The organism is Spirosoma pomorum (genome assembly GCF_054776615.1).
In genome coordinates this window covers 1-19,065 of sequence record NZ_BAAHBP010000021.1, presented here as the reverse complement: position 1 = coordinate 19,065, position 19,065 = coordinate 1, and the positions used below count along the sequence as shown (strand labels likewise).

General features: G+C 50.6%; 13 protein-coding genes, 1 tRNA gene and 1 rRNA gene. 7 read left to right on the top strand and 8 right to left on the bottom strand.

The window, feature by feature from the left end; genetic code table 11:
- Nucleotides 1-68: 68 nt before the first annotated feature.
- The 3 genes from ACYVAD_RS11690 to ACYVAD_RS11680 are packed head-to-tail and all read left to right on the top strand — an operon-like array spanning nucleotide 69 to nucleotide 6,016.
- Nucleotides 69-3,143 (top strand): tetratricopeptide repeat protein, encoded by a 3,075-nt coding sequence (locus ACYVAD_RS11690; protein WP_461139673.1) that lies wholly within the window; start codon nucleotides 69-71, stop codon nucleotides 3,141-3,143.
- 44 nt (nucleotides 3,144-3,187) lie between these two features.
- Nucleotides 3,188-4,873 (top strand): TonB-dependent receptor, encoded by a 1,686-nt coding sequence (locus ACYVAD_RS11685; protein WP_461139672.1) that lies wholly within the window; start codon nucleotides 3,188-3,190, stop codon nucleotides 4,871-4,873.
- A gap of 18 nt (nucleotides 4,874-4,891) precedes the next feature.
- On the top strand, nucleotides 4,892-6,016 hold the full coding sequence (locus ACYVAD_RS11680; RefSeq protein WP_461139671.1) for an HU domain-containing protein: 1,125 nt from the start codon (nucleotides 4,892-4,894) through the stop codon (nucleotides 6,014-6,016).
- A 183-nt stretch (nucleotides 6,017-6,199) separates the two neighbouring features.
- Here the strand turns inward: ACYVAD_RS11680 and ACYVAD_RS11675 are convergent, their stop codons facing one another.
- The 5 genes from ACYVAD_RS11675 to ACYVAD_RS11655 form a co-directional block, all read right to left on the bottom strand.
- Complete coding sequence (locus ACYVAD_RS11675) at nucleotides 6,200-7,063, bottom strand: sigma-70 family RNA polymerase sigma factor (RefSeq protein ID WP_176567429.1); 864 nt, start codon at nucleotides 7,061-7,063, stop codon at nucleotides 6,200-6,202.
- A 75-nt stretch (nucleotides 7,064-7,138) separates the two neighbouring features.
- Nucleotides 7,139-9,265 (bottom strand): polyribonucleotide nucleotidyltransferase, encoded by a 2,127-nt coding sequence (gene pnp, locus ACYVAD_RS11670; RefSeq protein WP_461139670.1) that lies wholly within the window; start codon nucleotides 9,263-9,265, stop codon nucleotides 7,139-7,141.
- 189 nt (nucleotides 9,266-9,454) lie between these two features.
- Nucleotides 9,455-9,730: a 30S ribosomal protein S15 gene (gene rpsO, locus ACYVAD_RS11665; protein ID WP_176567427.1), complete on the bottom strand. Its 276-nt coding sequence runs from the start codon at nucleotides 9,728-9,730 to the stop codon at nucleotides 9,455-9,457.
- A 121-nt stretch (nucleotides 9,731-9,851) separates the two neighbouring features.
- Complete coding sequence (locus tag ACYVAD_RS11660) at nucleotides 9,852-11,384, bottom strand: LptF/LptG family permease (protein WP_461139669.1); 1,533 nt, start codon at nucleotides 11,382-11,384, stop codon at nucleotides 9,852-9,854.
- Between the two features lie 105 nt (nucleotides 11,385-11,489).
- On the bottom strand, nucleotides 11,490-11,882 hold the full coding sequence (locus tag ACYVAD_RS11655; protein ID WP_461139668.1) for an START-like domain-containing protein: 393 nt from the start codon (nucleotides 11,880-11,882) through the stop codon (nucleotides 11,490-11,492).
- Nucleotides 11,883-11,992: 110 nt separating this feature from the next.
- Here ACYVAD_RS11655 and ACYVAD_RS11650 point away from each other — a divergent pair.
- Nucleotides 11,993-12,066, top strand: a tRNA-Met gene (locus ACYVAD_RS11650).
- A gap of 168 nt (nucleotides 12,067-12,234) precedes the next feature.
- Here ACYVAD_RS11650 and ACYVAD_RS11645 read toward each other — a convergent pair.
- The gene (locus tag ACYVAD_RS11645; RefSeq protein WP_461139667.1) at nucleotides 12,235-12,801 is read right to left on the bottom strand and encodes a pentapeptide repeat-containing protein; all 567 of its coding nucleotides are present in this window, start codon (nucleotides 12,799-12,801) and stop codon (nucleotides 12,235-12,237) included.
- 245 nt (nucleotides 12,802-13,046) lie between these two features.
- Between ACYVAD_RS11645 and ACYVAD_RS11640 the strand changes: the two genes are divergently transcribed.
- Nucleotides 13,047-14,894 (top strand): glycoside hydrolase family 2 protein, encoded by a 1,848-nt coding sequence (locus ACYVAD_RS11640; RefSeq protein WP_461139666.1) that lies wholly within the window; start codon nucleotides 13,047-13,049, stop codon nucleotides 14,892-14,894.
- Nucleotides 14,895-15,111: 217 nt separating this feature from the next.
- A complete protein-coding gene (locus ACYVAD_RS11635) occupies nucleotides 15,112-15,936 on the top strand; it encodes a response regulator transcription factor (protein ID WP_461139665.1) in 825 nt (274 codons plus the stop codon).
- Nucleotides 15,937-15,944: 8 nt separating this feature from the next.
- Here ACYVAD_RS11635 and ACYVAD_RS11630 read toward each other — a convergent pair whose 3' ends face one another.
- Complete coding sequence (locus ACYVAD_RS11630) at nucleotides 15,945-16,427, bottom strand: response regulator (protein ID WP_461139664.1); 483 nt, start codon at nucleotides 16,425-16,427, stop codon at nucleotides 15,945-15,947.
- A 216-nt stretch (nucleotides 16,428-16,643) separates the two neighbouring features.
- Between ACYVAD_RS11630 and ACYVAD_RS11625 the strand changes: the two genes are divergently transcribed.
- Complete coding sequence (locus ACYVAD_RS11625; protein WP_461139663.1) at nucleotides 16,644-18,542, top strand: AAA domain-containing protein; 1,899 nt, start codon at nucleotides 16,644-16,646, stop codon at nucleotides 18,540-18,542.
- 225 nt (nucleotides 18,543-18,767) lie between these two features.
- On the opposite strand, the gene rrf is transcribed toward ACYVAD_RS11625, so the two are convergent.
- Nucleotides 18,768-18,879 (bottom strand): 5S ribosomal RNA (gene rrf, locus ACYVAD_RS11620).
- Nucleotides 18,880-19,065: the final 186 nt, after the last annotated feature.

Sequence of the window (19,065 nt, the reverse complement as noted above, 5' to 3'; positions counted from 1 at the left end):
CTGAAATTTGGCAATTCGTCAGCGAAGCTACGACGCAATCCAAGCATTCACAACCGTTGATTTTGTTTATGCCCCATTCCCAAACCCAGTTGGATCATGCCCAGTCAGTCGGTTCGTTAACCGGCCGCTTCGTTTCTACGCTGATCCTTGGGCTGTTTACGACGCTGGCAGCTTCGGCCCAGCGCACCCAGAGTTACGCCGAACCCGATTATCATTACCGCAACGGCCTGGAGTTATTTGAAAAAAATAATTACGCAGCCTCTCGTTACGAATTCCGACAGTATCTGGAGCCCCTACGCGGTAACGGCTCCCGCACGCTGCTGAACACGAATAATCAGAACGTGGTAGAGGCCGAATACTACGTGGCCCTGACGAGTCTGTACGTCGACGAGCCGGGCGCCGAGTTGCTCGTGGATCGTTTTGTCAAGAACCACAGCGAACACCCCAAAGCCAGCCAGCTCTACGGCGATCTGGGCTCGTACTACTTCAACCGGCAGGATTACGCCAAAGCCGCGGGTTTTCTGGAGAAGGCTATTGCTCAGGGGGGCAGCAACGCCCAACAGACGGCCAATAAATACAAGCTGGCGCTGTCCTATTACAACACTCAGGATCTGCAACGGGCGCTTCCGTTGCTGAACGAGGTAAAGAATGACGCCAGCTCGCCGGATGCACCAGCTGCGTCTTACTACGCCGGAGCGATCAATTTCCAGAACCGGAACTTCAACGAAGCGGTCACGGACTTCCGCAAGATCGAGAAGAATCCGCTCTACCAGGACCAGGTGCCTAACTGGATCGCGCAGGCCCTGTACCGCCAGCGTCGGTTCAATGATCTGCTGGCCTACACGGAACCGCTGCTCCAACGTTCCTCCGCAGCGAACCTGAATGATGTAGCGCTGTTCACCGCTGAGGTGTATTACCAGCAGAACCAGTTCGCGAAAGCGATTCCGTATTACAAACGATACGTAACGGCCGCGGGTGCCCGCACGCCGGGGGCCGTTCGTTTTCGGTACGGCCAGTCGCTGTTTCGGACCAATTCGTACCAGGATGCCATTACGCAGTTGAAAACGCTGTCGGGCGGCAAAGACACCACGGCGCAATACGCAGCCTATACACTGGGCATTAGTTACTTACAGACACAAAACCCAACATTTGCCTTATCGTCCTTCGATCAGGCCGGTCGATTGTCGTACAACCGCGAGATTCAGGAAGAAGCCCGGTTTAACCACGCCAAGCTGCAACTGGACCAGAACAATGGAGCTGATGCCGTGAAAGAACTGACGGTCTTTCTGAAGGATTACCCCGGCAGCAAGTTTGAAAATGAAGCCAACGAACTCATCAGCGAGGCTTATTTTGCCTCGAACAATTACCCGGCCGCCATTGCCTACATCGAGGGACTCAAACGCCGAACACCCAAGATCAACGGTACGTACCAACGACTGACCTACAACCAGGGCGTGAGCGATTTCAACGCTGAACGGTACCCACAGGCGGTAGCAAACCTGGACAAATCCCTGAAGTTTCCGGTCGATAAAGACCTGCAACAGGGGGCTCAGTTCTGGAAAGCCGAAGCTTATTCGGCGGGGCGTCAATACGATACAGCGATTCCACTCTACACCACCGTTAGCCAGGGCGGGGGTAATTATGCCATCCGGAGTTTGTACGCCCTTGGGTATGCGTACTACAACAAGAAAGAGTACAGCCGGGCACTCCCCTATTTCCGCGATTTTGTGAGCAAAGGTAGCCGCGCCGACGGAGCTGATGTAGCCGCCCAGGTTCAGGATGCCACCATTCGACTCGCGGACTGCTATTTTGCCGGTAAACAGTACGAAAACGCCATGCGCGCCTACGATCAGGCCATTGCTCAGAACGCGCCGGATAAAGACTATGCCGCTTACCAGAAAGCCGTCATCTTGAGTTACGTGGGCCGCGACGCGGAAGCCAAAGCGCAATTCGATCAGGTGCAACGGCAGTTCCCTAATTCTCGTTTCGTGGATGAATCGCTGCTACAAACGGCGAACGTAGACTTTGAAAAAGGATCGTACCAGGCCGCTATTCAGGGTTTTACCAAGCTGATTCGCGATAAGCCACGGAGTGCGCTGGTACCAGCCGCCCTGCTGAAGCGAGCTATTGCTTACGGGAACCTGCAACAATATGACAACGCCATTGGCGACTACCGGAAAATACTGGCCGACTACGGCGATTCAGAACAGGCACAGAGTGCGCTGCTGGGCATACAAAATACCCTCAACGACGCCGGGCGTCCCGAAGAATTTTCGCAGGTACTGGGCCAGTACAAGAAAAGTAACCCCACCAGCACCAACGTGGAGCGCGTTCAGTTCGACAACGCCAAGAACATTTATTTCAGCGAGAAGTACGATCAGGCCGTTCAGTCGCTGCAGTCCTTCCTTCAGGATTATCCGGCCAGCCCGAACCTGAACGAAGCCCGGTTCTACCTGGCCGAAGCGTACCGGCAGACCAACGATCCGGCCAGCGCCATTCGCTACTACAATCAGGTCGTTGCCAGCAACCAGACGGAGTTTCTGGTACGGGCCGCTACGCGGGCTGCGGAGTTGGAAAACAGCCAGAAAAATTACAGCCAGGCCATTCGGAACTACCGGGCGATACTGAACCGGGCGCAAAACCGGGCGGATCAGGTAACGGCGCAACTGGGCCTGATGGATACCTACTTTGTTTACCCCAAGCTAGATTCATCCCTGACAATTGCCCGCGAGTTAGCCGCTGGCGGCAGCATCGTACCGGGCGCTCAGAACCGGGCGCAGTTGATGCTGGGTAAAGTAGCTTTTGCGCGAAATGACTACAAAACGGCTAAAACGGAGTTCGACAAGACGATTGCGCTGGCGAAGGACGTAAACGGTGCCGAAGCGCAGTACTACCTCGGCGACATCCTGTTCCGGCAGAAAAAGTACAAGGAATCCGTTGCTGCGCTGCTGAAGTTCAACGAGAATTTTGCCGAGTTCGAGTACTGGAAGGGAAAAGCGTTCCTGCTGGTAGCCGACAACAATATCGCGCAGGATGAATTAGCCCAGGCTAAAGCCGTTCTAAACTCCATCATCGAAAACTCATCGGATCAGACAATCATTGCCGAAGCCAAACAAAAACTAACGGGACTGGAAGGCAAATAAAAGCCTCCTCTCCCTGTTGTTTGTTCCGGTCAGTTTCAATGTATATGCATCATCCCAATCGTTCCTACCTACTGCTGTCCTCATTGCTGCTGTCGACAACGCTGTTTGCGCAGCAGCGCCCTACGCGTCCCGTCAAGGAGGGTGAAGTAGATACGCAGGAAATTACCATCGAGAAGAGTCGCCGAATCGAGCTGCCTCCCGCTAACCGAATTTTTAACCGCATTCCATCGGTTAAGCCTTCGGCCGAACAGCGGAAAATGATGTATGAGTTCGAAGATCGGAAGCTAACTGTCGGCGACCCACGTATCACCCCCGGCGTACTGGCCCCGTCGGCCACCCAGGCCGAGGAGAACCCAGCCTACACCAATTACGTCAAGCTCGGTGCGGGCAACTACAGCTCGTTTCTGGGCGAAGGGTTTGTGGGCGTTGATAACGGCTCAAACCTGTCGCTCGAAGCATCGGCCCGACATCTGTCATCGGCCATTGGTCCGGTCGACGGGCGAAACTCGGGCCAGAGCGATACCCGCGCCCGCGTAACGGGTAAGTACCTGACGGATGCCTTTAAGCTACAGGCCGATCTAGGCTTCGATCGTAATTCATACGGCTTTTACGGCTACAGCCGGGCGTTTGCCGGCACCGAAGGCGTTTCCCGCGACGCGATTCGGCAACGCCTGAATACCGTCAATATCAAGATCGGTATCGAGAATGTAAACGCCGAAAATGCTATTGATTACTCGCTACAGACGGGCATTACGAATTTACGCGATTTGTACAATGCCGGGGAATTTGACTGGGGTACCAACTTCAACGCGTCGCTGGGCATCAGCGATAATTTCTTCGCATTGGTAGCGGCCGATGCATACGTAACGCAGCGTACCGATGGCCCTATCGTCGACAACCGCAACCTGTTCCGGGTTAAACCCACGTTTAAATATACATCTTCTCTGTTCACCATTACGGCCGGTATCAATGCCGTTAACCAAACCGACCAGCGCCAGAACATCAACAATACCCGCGCGTTCCCCGTGCTGGATATAGACGTAGTACCAGCCGGCAACATCCACTTTTTTGCGGGTTTAGACGGCGATATTAACCGAAATACGCTCCGTTCGCTGCTCGGTGAGAATAAGTGGTTATCTCCTCAGGTCCTGTTGGTTAACACTGTTAAGGCGCTGGATATCTACGGGGGTTCCAAAGGTGCTTTGGGTGGCGGATTCTCTTACGAAGGGAAGGTGTCATTTGCCCGGTACCGGAACTTCTCGACCTTCAATAACACCCTACCCGACACCAGTAAATTCTTTGTTCTTTACGACGGCGGCCTCGCCCAACTGCTGACCGTTTCGGGGCAACTCAGCTACGCCCAGAAAGATAAATTCCGTTCGACGCTGAAAGGCGACTTTTTCCGCTACGGTCTCGACCGGCTTACCGAAGCGTGGGGACGTCCTCGCTTTGCGGGTTCCTGGACCAACTCTTACACCCTGAACAAAAAGTTATTCGTTACCGCTGATTTGTACTTTTTAGAGGGCATCAAAAATAAAAACCTAGTCACTAATACCGTCTATACGTTGAAACCTATTTACGACCTCAACGTAAAAATTGACTATTTCCTGGGTAAACAGGTAGCGGCCTTCGTTTCGTTAAATAATATCATTGGTCAGAACTATCAACGCTATTTGTATTATCCAACCCAAGGGCTTAACTTTCTGGGAGGAATTAGTTACTCGTTCTAATCACCGACCCGGCATTCGATGGCATCTGTAAACGAATATCTCAAAAAGCTTCTTTATCAGTATGACTGCGTGGTCGTTCCTGACCTGGGAGCTTTCCTGACGCATTACCAGCCTGCTACATTCGTGGAAGCCAGTGGAGTCTTTCTCCCACCCCGCAAACGGGTCGCTTTCAACGAAGCGTTACGGCTCGACGACGGTATTCTGGCGAATTACATCATGCTGCATGAGCCGCTTACCCGCGAGGGCGCCCAGCGTCATATCGGCCGGTTTGTGGACGGGTTACGTCAGCAGATTCAGGAACAGGGTCATTTTGACCTGGATGGAATCGGCACATTCACCTACAACGAGGAAAGTCGACTTCAATTTGAACCAAGCCTGCGGCACAATTTTTTTGGCGATGCCTATGGAATGACGGCCTTAACAGCCCGGGCATTAGTACCGCAAGCGATCGAGCCCCAACTTATTGAAGTAGCGCCAACGGTAGCGCTCGGTCCGGTTCGGCAACTGGAGCACGAACCCGTGTTTATGCCTTTGCCCGCGGCTCGCTCTTACTGGCGATATGCTGCAGCCGTACTGTTGATTGGTTCACTTGGTCTGGTTAGTTATTTCTCGGTTATCAAACCGGGACAACCGCTACAAAGCAGCGTCGATCCAGCCAATTTATTTCGGTTACCGGCTACCTGGTTTGCCAGTCCTGCTCAGCAAACCACCCCGGCCCAGACTGATGTTGTCCCTGCCAATAACAAGGTAACAGCGGTAACCAGTGAGTCACCTGAACCAGTATCTCCTGTAGAGGTGACACCTACGGTGGTAGCACCCGAGCCTGCATCAGTACCTTCGGTGCAACCTACTGCTCTTTCAGTACCGACTCCTACGCCAACTGAAACTCCGGCAGTAGCCGTTCGTTCGACGCCCCATTTTACGGTGATTGCTGGCAGCTTCGCCAGCAAAGCAAACGCTCAGCGCCTGAAGCGGCAACTTCGCAAAGCCGGTTACGACGATGCTTTTGTTATCGTTCCTACACAAAAAGGCCAATTATATAAGGTAGCCGCCACGGGTTCCCCAGATCGGGACGTTGTGATTGCTGACCTCGAAACAATAAGTGACATTACTGGCACTCGCGCCTGGATTTATACGAATTAATGCAGTACCAAAATACCAAAACCAAAAAGGCCCAGTCGAATTGACTCGGCCTTTTTGGTTTTGGTATCTTCGACGATCACCTCGCTAATAAACAAGTTGGGAAAAGACTGATCTCTGCAGCTGATCCATAGATACAAAAAAGCCCTCGCTTTCGCAGAGGGCTTTTTTGTATGAAAAGGTACCTTATCCTAGATACGTCTTCAGCGCTTTTGACCGAGACGTGTGACGTAGGCGTCGAATTGCTTTTTCTTTAATCTGACGAACGCGTTCACGGGTCAAATTAAACTTCTCACCGATTTCTTCCAACGTCATAGCATGCTCGCCGTTCAGACCGAAGTACAACATGATCACGTCGGCTTCACGCTGGGTCAGCGTAGACAGCGCGCGTTGCACTTCTTTACGAAGCGAGTCGTTGATCAGTCCAGAATCAGGCTTGTCTTCGCCGTCATTTTCCAATACGTCCAGCAGGCTGTTTTCTTCACCCTGAACGAAAGGTGCATCCATCGAGACATGACGACCCGAAATTTTTAGCGTGTCAACAACCTCAGCGGCAGAGATTTCGAGCACGGCGGCCAACTCCTCAGGCGATGGCTCCCGTTCAAATTTCTGTTCGAGGTCGGAGAACGTTTTCGATATTTTGTTCAGCGAACCAACCCGGTTCAGAGGCAGACGAACAATCCGTGATTGCTCCGCCAACGCCTGCAGGATCGACTGACGAATCCACCATACGGCGTACGAAATAAATTTGAATCCGCGGGTTTCGTCAAAACGCTGGGCGGCTTTGATCAATCCCAGGTTTCCTTCATTAATCAGGTCACCCAGTGAAAGCCCTTGGTTCTGATATTGTTTGGCTACCGACACCACGAAGCGAAGGTTTGCTTTTGTCAGACGCTCCAGCGAGAGTTGATCTCCCTCCCGGATTTTTTGCGCCAGTGTTACTTCTTCATCGGGCGTAAGCAGATCTACTTTACCAATTTCCTGCAAGTATTTATCCAGTGACTGGCTCTCGCGGTTGGTAATTTGTTTTGAAATTTTTAGCTGTCTCATAGTACGTTTACACCGGTGGCGTGACTAAATAACGCCTTTCTCAGACGTCGTATTACGCGTGTAGGTAACATTTAACTAGGTTGTTTTGTTCTCTGGTTTCGGCAGCAGTGCCTTCCGAGATAAACGGTATTTTCCGGTCTTTTTATCGACGTCTATTAGCTTGACTGTCACCTCTTCGCCAACCTGTAAAACGCCTTCCATCGACTCAAGACGCTCCCATTTAATTTCCGAAATGTGGAGCAGGCCGTCCTTACCCGGCATGAATTCAACGAACGCGCCAAACGGCTGAATGGTCTTTACTTTACCAACATAGGTTTCCCCTACTTCTGGTACAGCGACGATCCCTTTCACGCGCGACACGGCCTTATCCATGCTCGTTTTGTTGGTGGCAAAAATGCTGACCCAACCGGCATTGTCGTGCTCATCAATGTTGACGATCGCACCTGAATCTTTTTGGATATCCTGAACGACTTTACCGCCGGGTCCGATAACGGCACCGATCTGGTTCGTATCAATCTTGATCACAACGGCGCGTGGTGCGTGTGGTTTCAGATCGGAACGTACCTCGGCGATACCTTTCCGCATTTCACCCAGAATGTGTAGCCGACCTGCACGCGCCTGTTCCAGGGCCTGCGCTAGTACTTCGTACGATAGGCCGTCTACTTTCAGGTCCATCTGGCAGGCAACGATTCCCTTTTCAGTCCCCGTTACCTTGAAGTCCATATCACCTAGGTGATCTTCATCACCGAGAATATCCGACAACACAGCGTATTTCTCGCCATCCGAAATCAAGCCCATGGCAATCCCTGCTACGGGTGCTTTGATTTTGACCCCAGCGTCCATCAGCGCAATGGTACCCGCACAAACAGTAGCCATTGATGATGAACCATTTGATTCCAGAATATCCGATACGATCCGAATCGTGTATGGGTTCTCTTCCTCGGGTGGTAATACCTTTTTGATTGACCGGTGAGCCAGATTACCATGACCAATTTCGCGACGACCAGCGCCCCGGTTTGGTTTTACTTCACCCGTCGAAAAACCAGGGAAGTTATAGTGTAGCAGGAATTTGCTGAATCCTTGATACATGGTTTGATCAACGATCTGCTCATCGGTTTTTGTACCGAGCGTTACCGTCGTCAGCGACTGGGTTTCTCCCCGGGTAAACAGCGCCGATCCGTGTGGACCAGGCAGGTAACCCGCTTCCGCTGAGATCGGCCGGATCTGGTCAAGCGCCCGACCATCCAGACGAGTCCGCTCGTCGAGCACCAGCCGACGGGAGGCTTCCCATTCCAGATCGTGGAAATAGGTTTTGACCAGGCCAACATTTACGACAGCATCTTCGGGGAAGGTAGCCAGGTATTCTTCACGCACAGCGCGGAAACCTTCGGCACGCCCTTTCTTGCTCGGGTTCTGCTGACGAGCTACTTCGTAGATTTTGTCGTAGCAGTACGCCCGAACGGCAGCCCGCAGTTCTTCATCGTGCGTTTCGTGGTTGTATTCCCGCTTTACGGTCTTTCCCACTTTCGCTTCCAGTTCTTTCTGCGCCTGGCATTGCACTTTGATGGCTTCGTGCGCTGCTTTAAGCGCTTCCACGACTTCGGCTTCTGAACATTCGTTCATTTCACCTTCCACCATACAGATATCTTTCTCGGTAGCGGCTACAATCAGGTCGATCGTAGCACGTTCGATATCAGCCGTTTTCGGGTTGATAACGTACTGACCATCGATTTTTGCCACCCGTACTTCCGAAATTGGTCCGTTAAACGGAATATCCGATACGGCCAGGGCTGATGATGCCGCCAGAGCCGCTAAGGCATCGGGCTGCACCTCAGGATCAGCCGAAATCAGGGTGATCATCACCTGGGTATCAGCATGATAGTTATCAGGGAAGATAGGACGAAGCGCCCGGTCAACTAGGCGGCTGATCAGGATCTCGTGATCGCCCAGGCGACCTTCCCGGCGCTGAAAGCTACCAGGGATTCGTCCAGCCGACGCAAACTTCTCTTGATAATCAACGGATAACGGCAGAAAGTCGACGCCTTCTTTCGCGTCTTTATTCGAAACAACGGTGGCCAACAACATGGTGTCGCCCAACCGTACGACCACCGCACCATCCGCCTGACGGGCTAGTTTTCCGGTTTCAATGGTAATTTCCCGCCCATCGGGCAGCGCAACGGATTGCGTGGTGATGTTAAACATAGATAACTTTTAAAATTCCCTTCTCTTACAGCGTTACAGCAAAAACAGCTTTACTTGGCGGTATAACCCCAAAACAGGCCATTCCAGTTCTTGAAACAGTCCTTGTTTTCGAGAATACGTTCTGGTACTTAATAAACCAAAAAAATCAGGGAATCTACTTGCGTGGATTCCCTTCTTTATGGAGATTGATTACTTACGTAATCCGAGCTCGGCCAGAATAGCCCGGTAGCGGGTGATATCTTTTTTGAGCAGATAGTTCAGCAGACGACGGCGTTTACCTACTAATTTTAACAGACCCAGTTGTGTGCCGTAATCGTGCTTGTGAACTTTCAGGTGCTGGGTCAGGTGACTGATCCGGTACGTGAACAGCGCGATCTGGGATTCGGCCGACCCGGTGTCCGTTGCGCTTTTGGCATGACCCGAGGTGGAGAAGATCTCCTGTTTTTTTTCGGTCGTTAGATACATCTTCAGACAGCTAATAAATGAATAATTGAGATAAATTGAGGGGGCAAAGGTAATAAATTTTCAGGATTTTTTGTCTGGCATTGCTCTTTGCTGAGCCATTTTCCGGAAAAACACCCAATTTTTAGACTGAGGCTGCTTCAGCTGGCTCAGTCGATCGCTGGCGACGGGCCTGCCACCGCTGCTTGAGTCGCTGCCAAGCAATCACATAAACGTCTTTATCAAACAGGCGTGAATCGTGACGAGCGCGCTGCATGAGGAATAAACCGATCGGAAACAGGACCAGATTAGCCATCCAGGCACCCAATGGTACCCATAGCAATCCATCCTTGGCGTATTTATCACCCGTCAGTGTCAGGACGTAGAGCAGGATAAAGAAGATAATTGATACCAGTACCGGCAGGCCAAAACCGCCTTTTTTGATGATGGCTCCCATCGACGCGCCAATCAGGAACATGACAAAAACCGACACCGACTGGGTAAATTTATGCTGGGTTTCCAGTTGGTAGCGCCAGATGTTTTTTTCTTTATCATTCAGGTACGTTACGTTCGAGCTGGCGTACGACAGCATGTTCTGCGCTTGTCCCAAAGCCATCTGCGCAACGGCCGACTGGGGTGCTGGCCTTTTAGCGAGCACCGAGTCAACCCATTTTCCTGTTTTCAACGGTTTGGGCTGAGCTGGCGTGACAACCGGTGGCGTTACGTTCGCCTTGAATTGGTAGTTATAATACTGCCGCGATGTAGTAGCGACGTTCTGACTGGTCTTCGTGTAATCCTTCTTCAAGGAATCGGTCAGCGTCGTCAGTTCGCCCAGATTCTTCATGAACTCATGGTACTCAAACTGATTTTCGTCGGTACGCTTGATCCCGAAAGATTCCAGGCTGATAACCAGCCGGTAATCTTTAAACCCGTTCCGGACAAACTGACCGCCCTGATTGACCCCGTTGCTGGCGTAGCTGACCGAGCTGTTACTACTATACTCCTGATAATCGTTGCCGTTGAAGAGCTCAAATACCAGGTACGTCCGATCTTTGTCGGTATACATCCGCCCTGAATCAGCCAGAATAATTTCCCGATTGCCCGATTCAACGCCGTTAGTCGCCTGTTTGTAGATGACCAACCCTTTGAGGAGATCGCCCGTCGTACTCTCTTCGGGAGCTTTTACCTTAGTATCTACTTTAATACTGTAGCCAGGCAGGTCGTTGTAGAAAATTCCTTCCTTCAGGTTCAGCGTTGCCTTCGCTGTTTTAATATCATACAACAGACTATACCCCTTGAGGTTAGCCCAGGGTGACACCTTATTGTTAAACCAGAACGAGAAAATACTAATGAATAGCGCAGTTACCAGTAGCGGCCGCATAGCCCTTGTCAGGGAAATTCCGGCACTTTTCATCGCCGTCAGCTCGAAAAACTCCCCTAGATTACCAAACGTCATCAGCGACGACAGCAAAACGGCCAGCGGCAACGCGGTAGGGATTGTGAGCAGGGCAAAGTAAAAAAGCAACCGCCCGAACGTAGCAATGTCCAGGTCTTTGGAAACGAACTCGTCGATGTAAAACATCAACAGTCGCATCAGGAAGATAAAAATGACAACGCCGAGCGTCAGGACAAACGGCCCCCAGAATGAGCCGAGTACTAGTTTATCTATTTTTTTCATGCAGCCGGTTAAGACATAGGCTGAAGCGAGACAGATACGCGCACCTGTTGACGAAACGCCAGCGGTCGGTAAAAAGTCGGTCTATGTAGGTAGATTTAGTATTTTTTAACTACCGACAATCTCTTTCAGCTTATCCAGTAAACCATCCCAGAGATCGTAGAGTTCGTCTTCATCCGTCGTCGGCGAGTAGTCAGTAATGCGTAGAAAGGTGGATTGGGTTAGTTCAGACTGATCTACCCGGAAGTCAACGTAGTTATTTTCCGTTTCGGCATCCCCCGTCTCCAGAAACTCAAACCGCACCCCTTTATTCTGACGCATGGACACCTGACGGGCAATGTGGCTTTCATTGTCCCATTGAAAATCGAGTCGCTGCTCCGGTAGCGTATTTACTTTGCTGGCAAACCATTGCGAAAGGCCTGATGCCGTACTGATGTACGGGAAGAGTACTTTAGGAGACGCCCGAAGCTCGTATTCGACTACAAATTTAATTTTCTCCATATCAGCCATTAAAAAAGGGGGTATGAGCAAAGGTAAACGATTTTTTTTGCGAAAGTCAACGAGCCTGTTTGCTTGCTGACAATTTTTGCCTACTTTTGTGCCATCAACAAGGCGGGGTAGCTCAGATGGTTAGAGCGTAGGATTCATAACCCTAAGGTCGGCAGTTCGATCCTGCTCCCCGCTACTTAGACTTACAGCCGTTACCTGATTCATCAGTAACGGCTTTTTTATTGGGCGTAACATACGGACAACCGTCGACTTTATCGTCCCGCTAGTCAATTTTTATTCAGGCAGAGGCTCACCGGAATATTTCTGTAGCCGACAGACCTGGACTATAGCCGACCGGCTCTCCCTACTCCGTAATAACTAACTCGTATTTCTTCAGCAGACCAGGCAAGTTATGCAGGGAAAAGCGGGCCTTCTTGAGCTTATTCTCGTCGGGGTCCAGGCTGATGTTGTAGGAACTCGAAAAATCGACCTGACTTAGGTTGTTCTGTTCGAAACGGGCTAACTCCAGGTTACACCGCCTGAATGCGGTTCCGGTGAGATCGCAGTTCAGAAACTGAACTTCCCGAAGGGAACACTCCGTAAACCGGCCTCTCTTCAGCTTGCGGTTCAGAAAAAGGGCGTAATCCAGCTGGCACTCTTCGAAGTTAACGTGGAAGCCGAAGGGATTACACGTACCAAAATCGACGTATAGGAGTTTACAATCCGTAAAGCTTACGTCGTACAGTTTAGTATTTTTCAGGGTTGCCTGCGTCAGTACGCACGACTCAAAACGGCAGTTGATGAAATTAGCGCCGTTTAATTCATTCTTTGACAGCTCCAGCTTCCGGAACGTACACTGTTCAAAGTCATGCCCACTCCACTGGTTGGGTAAACGATCAGAATGGTCAAATACCTCGTTAAAATTCTCCATTCGTACATTATCTATTATCTACAGAACGAACGTAAAGGTAGGATGGGAATCTTCACCTAGAACCGTATCCCCCCGAAAGTCATTTATTACATCGGGCCTCTCCCACTATTTCCTACTGACTCTTAGCTAATTACCTTACCGACATCTCATAAATAGTAACCTTTACTGTTACTGACAGGTTGAATTGGCACGTTATTACGTTCCTTTAGTACAGAACGTAATGTTCTTAACTTTCCTGAACCAGTATGGAGTCCAAGCAACCGAACATGAGTTTTTCAGCCAGTCGGTCCGAGGTCGATGACTTGGCGGAACCCGTCAACCAGCTGCCCAGAGCCGTCTTACGTCCTAATAACTATCTCCTGCTGGATGGGGAATGGCGATTTTCTCTTGACCCTGATGATCTGGGATTGACCGATCACTGGTTTGTGGGGCACTCGTTTGACGGGACGGTACATTGGCCTGGTTCCATTGAAGATCATATGGCCCAGGCCAGGGGACAGGTAGCGTCAACGGGCTGGCAGGACAAAATAGTAGCCTGGTACGAACGGGAGTTTACGTTGCCTGTCCGTAGTGAATCGCAGGCATCGTCGCTCATTCAGCTTACGTTCGGTGCCTGTGGCTACGAAACACGTGTCTGGCTCAACGGTCACCTGTTGCATACGATCGAAAATGAGGACGTTCACTTTGGTGAATACACATCCTTCTCGTACGAGTTACCCGATGAATGGCTTCGGGAAACAAACCGGCTGACGGTACGGATCGCGGATACGATGGACGCCGAAATACCACGGGGTAAACAGGAGTCGCACGTATTCAAACGGGGTGGCATTTGGTACCAAACGTATACGGGTGCCGTCCGTAGCATCTGGCTCGAAACGGTAGAGCGCAATCGACTGCGATCCAGAGTGGGCGTGTTTAGTATCGTCGAAGACCGGCTCGTGCGTTTTACCCTGACAACGCGCATCCACGATCCGGGAGACTACATGATTAGGCTACAGGTGTTTGCGCCGGGCGCTGCAACGCCAATGGCTTCGTCCGATTATCCGATCCGGTTAGATGCCGGGCAGAAGCAACAACGACTGGTGCTCGATCTGGAGGAGGCCGAGTTGTGGGCGCCCGAAACGCCTGTCCGGTATAAGCTGGTTGCGCAGTTGATCGACAATACGGGCTATACGGCACAAATCGAAACGCATTTCGGCCTCCGCAAAATTGAAGCGCGTGGGCGACATATTTATCTCAACAACGAGCCAATTTACCTCGACGGCATTCTTTATCAGCCTGGCACAGCTACATTCGACGAGATGCAGCAGCACATGCGATCGATGAAAGAACTAGGGTGCAATCTCGTCCGGGTACATATTGCGGGAGTCGATCCGCGCATTTATAACCTGGCCGACGAACTAGGGCTTCTGCTGTGGGTTGAAGTTCCCAGTCCGCACGTTTCTACGCCCCTGAGCCGCAAGAATCATCAGGCTGAACTGCAACGCATGGTGGCGCTGATCGGCACGCATCCTTCGGTTGTTATCTGGAGTTTATACAATGAAGACTGGGGCGCTGAGGATATTGCCACCAATCCCGATACGCGTCGGTATATCATTGACACGTACCATTATATGCAGCTGGCTTTCCCCCAGTTTCTGGTTGTGGACAATGACGGCTGGCATCACATTTCCTTCGAAGGACGGTTGAAGTCAGATTTACTGACCGCTCATCTCTACACCCCCGATTTACACCGCTGGCAGGAGTTATTGCAGCGACTGGTGGCAGGTGAACTGCTGGGCGTTGCGGCCTTTCCGCTGGTTGTTGGCGATCCGTTTTTCTACCGGCGTCAGGTTCCTTTGATCGTTAGCGAGTGGGGCGGTTTTGGCTTTGTCAATTACGGTGGTCCCGACGAAGCCGAAGACCGGGCGGAACGTATTCGACTTTTTAAGGATGAGCTGCGTAAACATCCCATTGCGGGTGATATTTACACCCAGGCAACCAATATTGAAGACGAACGTAACGGACTGATCGATCCCCAAACCGGTGAGCTAGATGTACCAGCCGGGTTACTTAACTCCCGCGATGCTCATCCGCTTTCCGTTGTTAAGTAAGCAAATCGCCAGCCCGATTACCTAACGACTGAACAAGACTAGTAGTGAGGTTGCGGACCCAGGGGTCCACAACCTCACTATTTTGACATATAAAGTAGCTGGTGTTACCCGTTGTCAACTTTACCCATACGAATCCGTTACATTGTTTTCTGGCTTTCTGAATGTGGCGCTGAGCTGCTGGTAAGTCAGTTGTCTTGTCAAGGTAACGAACGATATTATGAGTGTTATAAAGCCTGCTCTTCAACACCCTGAACTGATTGCTTATTTTTCCGGCGCTAACAACTATTGCTGGCTTCACTACCGGGATGGTCAGAAGAAATTATTGGCGAAACCCATTAGTTACCTGGAAACACTGCTTCCCAATTTTGTACGGGTTCATAAGACAATTTTGATCAACCCTACCAGTGTCCAAAGCCTTCACCAGCCCCCTCGCCCGAAAATGTCAGGCGAGATTCAGCTGGTTACTGGCGATACGTTTCCAATAAGTCGTCGGCGCTGGTCAGAGGTGGTGAGTAAGCTCCAAACGCAAGTGGCGGTCAGCCCGCCCGTTACCCAGGAGAAGGTAGCTGTCAAACGGGCACTTCCACAACCCCAGGCCGAGGAAAAACCTTATGTGATGCTGGTTTCTGATGATACGCGCGCTAGCGAACTGGCTAAAGTAGCCTTAAAGGATCGCTGGCCATCACACCAATTTTATGCGCTCGGGCAGAGTACCGATCTAACTAGCTTACTGGGGCAGTTATCGGTTAATGAGCTTCCTGCGTTGTTATTTCTGGATGCCCGTACTGCCATGCAGGAACGCCTACGAGCACTCCAGCAACTAAAAGCGAATCGGCAACTAAATTATATTCCGGTGATTCTATTAGTGCAACCCAAAGACGAATCAGTACTGGCGGGCTACGCATTACAGGCCAATTCCGTTATTGCTCTATCCAGCGACTCTTCGTCCCTTGTTGCCATTATTGAACGAGCCTGCAATTTCTGGCTGCAGACCGTGGCACTTCCCGCGTTTATTCATTCGAAAAGCCACGTCAGTTTGTAGTAACTTGTCTAGAGGACAGAAAAACTCATGGGTGGCAACGTAACAGTTTCCCACCAGTACGAACGTAGTTCCTGGAAATAAGCCACCCACTCCGGAAACGTAAGCGGTTTAACCAGGTACGAAGAACTACCTCGCTGGTAAGCTTCGTTGATATCATCGACGTCGTTAGACGAACTAAACATGACGACCGGAATCCGACTACAGGGAGCCGGCAGCGCTTTGATTTGCGCCAAAAGCTGCCACCCTTCTTCCCGGCTGGGTAAATACAGATCCTGCAAAATCAATTTGGGCACTTCCCATTCCTCCTGACACCAGTCGTTCAACAAAGACAAGGCCTGCTGAGACGAGCCTGCCCAAATCGGCATAACTTCATTTAAACACTGCTGCATGGCATTTTTGATTAGATGCCAGTGGTCTGCATTGTCATCGATAACTAGTATCTTAGCTCGTTTAAAATTTGTCTGAATCGAAGTTTCCTTTACTATGGGCATACAGGCGGTGTTTTCGTTTGCAAGCTAATTTACACCCATTCTTCCACTAACGTAGTATATAAAGTAAAAAGAGTATTTCCCCTTCGGACAACAAGTATCATAAACCCTACAAATCAATAGATTACATAGATTTTTATTATTTAATTCCCCCCTCATGTGCGCAATTCAGGGCTGATTTGGCCCTGTAATACCCCTAGTTTTGGGTTACCTTTGTGCATGAATTACTTTACCAGATTACTGGATTTATTAAAGATTGAGCGAAATGAAGACCGGGATCAATACCATCGCCTGACAGAGTCTACCTCTATCGCCGAACGCCGGGCGAACGGTCTCGTCTGGTATCCTATTGCCATTCGGGGATCTGAATTAAGCCGCGGAGATTACCTTACCGTTGAAGTAGAACGCACAACGCATCAGGACATAGCTCATCAGTTCAGGGCGGGTATGCCTGCCCTGTTTTTCAGTAATCACGACCCTAAAACCGACCGGGTAGAGGGAACCGTTTCGTTTCAGAGCGGTAACCGGCTTAAAATCACTTTACATACGGATGAGTTGCCCGAGTGGTCGCGCGATGGCAAATTAGGAATCGAGCTATTATTCGACGACACGACCTACGATGAAATGCAGGCAGCTTTAAAGCAGGCTAGTATGCTGGCTGAAACAAAGAAAAATCGGCTGGTCAGTATTCTCATCGGCGACCATTCTCCCAGTTTTCATACGCAACTTACCACGCCCGCTATTCCACAGCTGAACCCCAGTCAACTCCGGGCTGTAGGGAATATTCTGGCGGCTAATGAACTGGCCATTGTTCACGGCCCTCCCGGTACGGGTAAAACCACCACGTTGGTTCAGGCCATCAAGGCGCTGATTCAACGAGACAAACAACGCATCCTGGTGGTGGCTCCCAGTAATACCGCGGTCGATCTGCTTAGCGAAAAACTTCATGAACAAGGGCTAAATGTAATTCGCATCGGTAACCCAGCCCGTATATCCGACCGGCTGACGGCGCTTACGCTTGATCACAAAATGAGCGAGCACCCGCAGATGAAGGAGAGCAAGAAGCTCAAAAAGCAGGCGGGTGAATTCAAGAACATGGCCCATAAGTACAAGCGTAATTTCGGGAAAGCTGAGCGCGAGCAACGTAAAGCGCTGTTCGACGAAGCTCATCGAATTATGAAAGATGTAGCCAACACGGAGCAATACATTATCGATGACCTGCTTGCGCGCGCGCAGGTCATCACGGCAACACTCGTTGGTTCAGTTAACTACACCATACGCGATCTTACTTTTCAGACCGTCGTCATTGACGAAGCTGGTCAGGCGTTGGAACCTGCTTGCTGGATTCCCATTCTAAAAGCTCAGAAGCTTATTCTCGCGGGCGACCACTGCCAGCTCTCCCCAACCATCAAATCGAATGAAGCGGCCCGTAAGGGACTAAGTACCACCCTCCTGGAAAAAAGCGTGACGCTGCATCCCGACTCTGTTACGTTACTTGAGGAGCAATACCGAATGCATGAGCACATTATGGGGTATTCGTCGCAGATATTCTATCAGAATCAACTTCGAGCGCATGCGTCCGTGGCAACGCACACCCTGTTTCCGGGGGATAGCTCACTGGTATTTATCGATACAGCAGGCTGTGGTTTCGAGGAAAAACTGGACGGTACCAGCTCAACGAACCCAGAAGAAGCCGCTTTGCTGATTCGGCATCTGACACAATTAACGGAGGGATTAAGCCAGCACTACTCACCAGAATCATATCCTAGTATTGCTGTCATTTCTCCTTATAAACAACAGCTTAGTGTCCTCAATGAGCAACTAGCCAACACATCCGTTTTGCAACCGTATCGCTCCTGGATTACGGTCAACACGATCGACAGTTTTCAAGGGCAAGAACGCGATATTGTGTACATCTCCATGACGCGTAGCAACGCACAGGCTGAAATCGGCTTCCTAGCGGACGTTCGACGAATGAACGTAGCGATGACCCGAGCGCGTAAAAAGCTCATCATCATTGGTGACAGCGCTACGCTAGCCGGTCTCCCCTTTTACGCTGATTTTATTACCTACGCCGAGTCGCTTAACGGATACCAGAGCGCCTGGGAATGGATGTGAGTTTGGCTAGGAATAATCAACTACGCTCAATAAAGTGTTTTGCCGGATAAACCAGTACTGGTTTATCCGGCAAAACACTTTATTCATCAAAATAATGCTCTAAAGATTTTTTCCGCCAAGAAACGTTTTATGTTATAACTAGTCCGATTACGTAAAACGAAAACGCATATAAACGCGAAGAGCCGACCTCGTCTGAGATCGGCTCTGTTCGCTTCACAAAATCTTAGGTGGCACCTTCCTACTCTCCCGCTTGTGACAGCAGTACCATCGGCAGTACGGGGCTTAACGGCTCTGTTCGAAATGGATAGAGGTGACCACCCGCCTTAACAACACCAACCTAAGTATATCTTCCAGTGGACCAAGCCCGCAGGCTCACTGTCCACTAATACCTTTCGTCTTTTTCCTCACAGAGAGTAAATACACATACACAACCACCATAAAAATAACGTATACATGGCAACTCGCCCTCGGGCACATTAGTACGGCTCGGCTCCATGGCTCTCACCACCTCCACCTGCCGCCT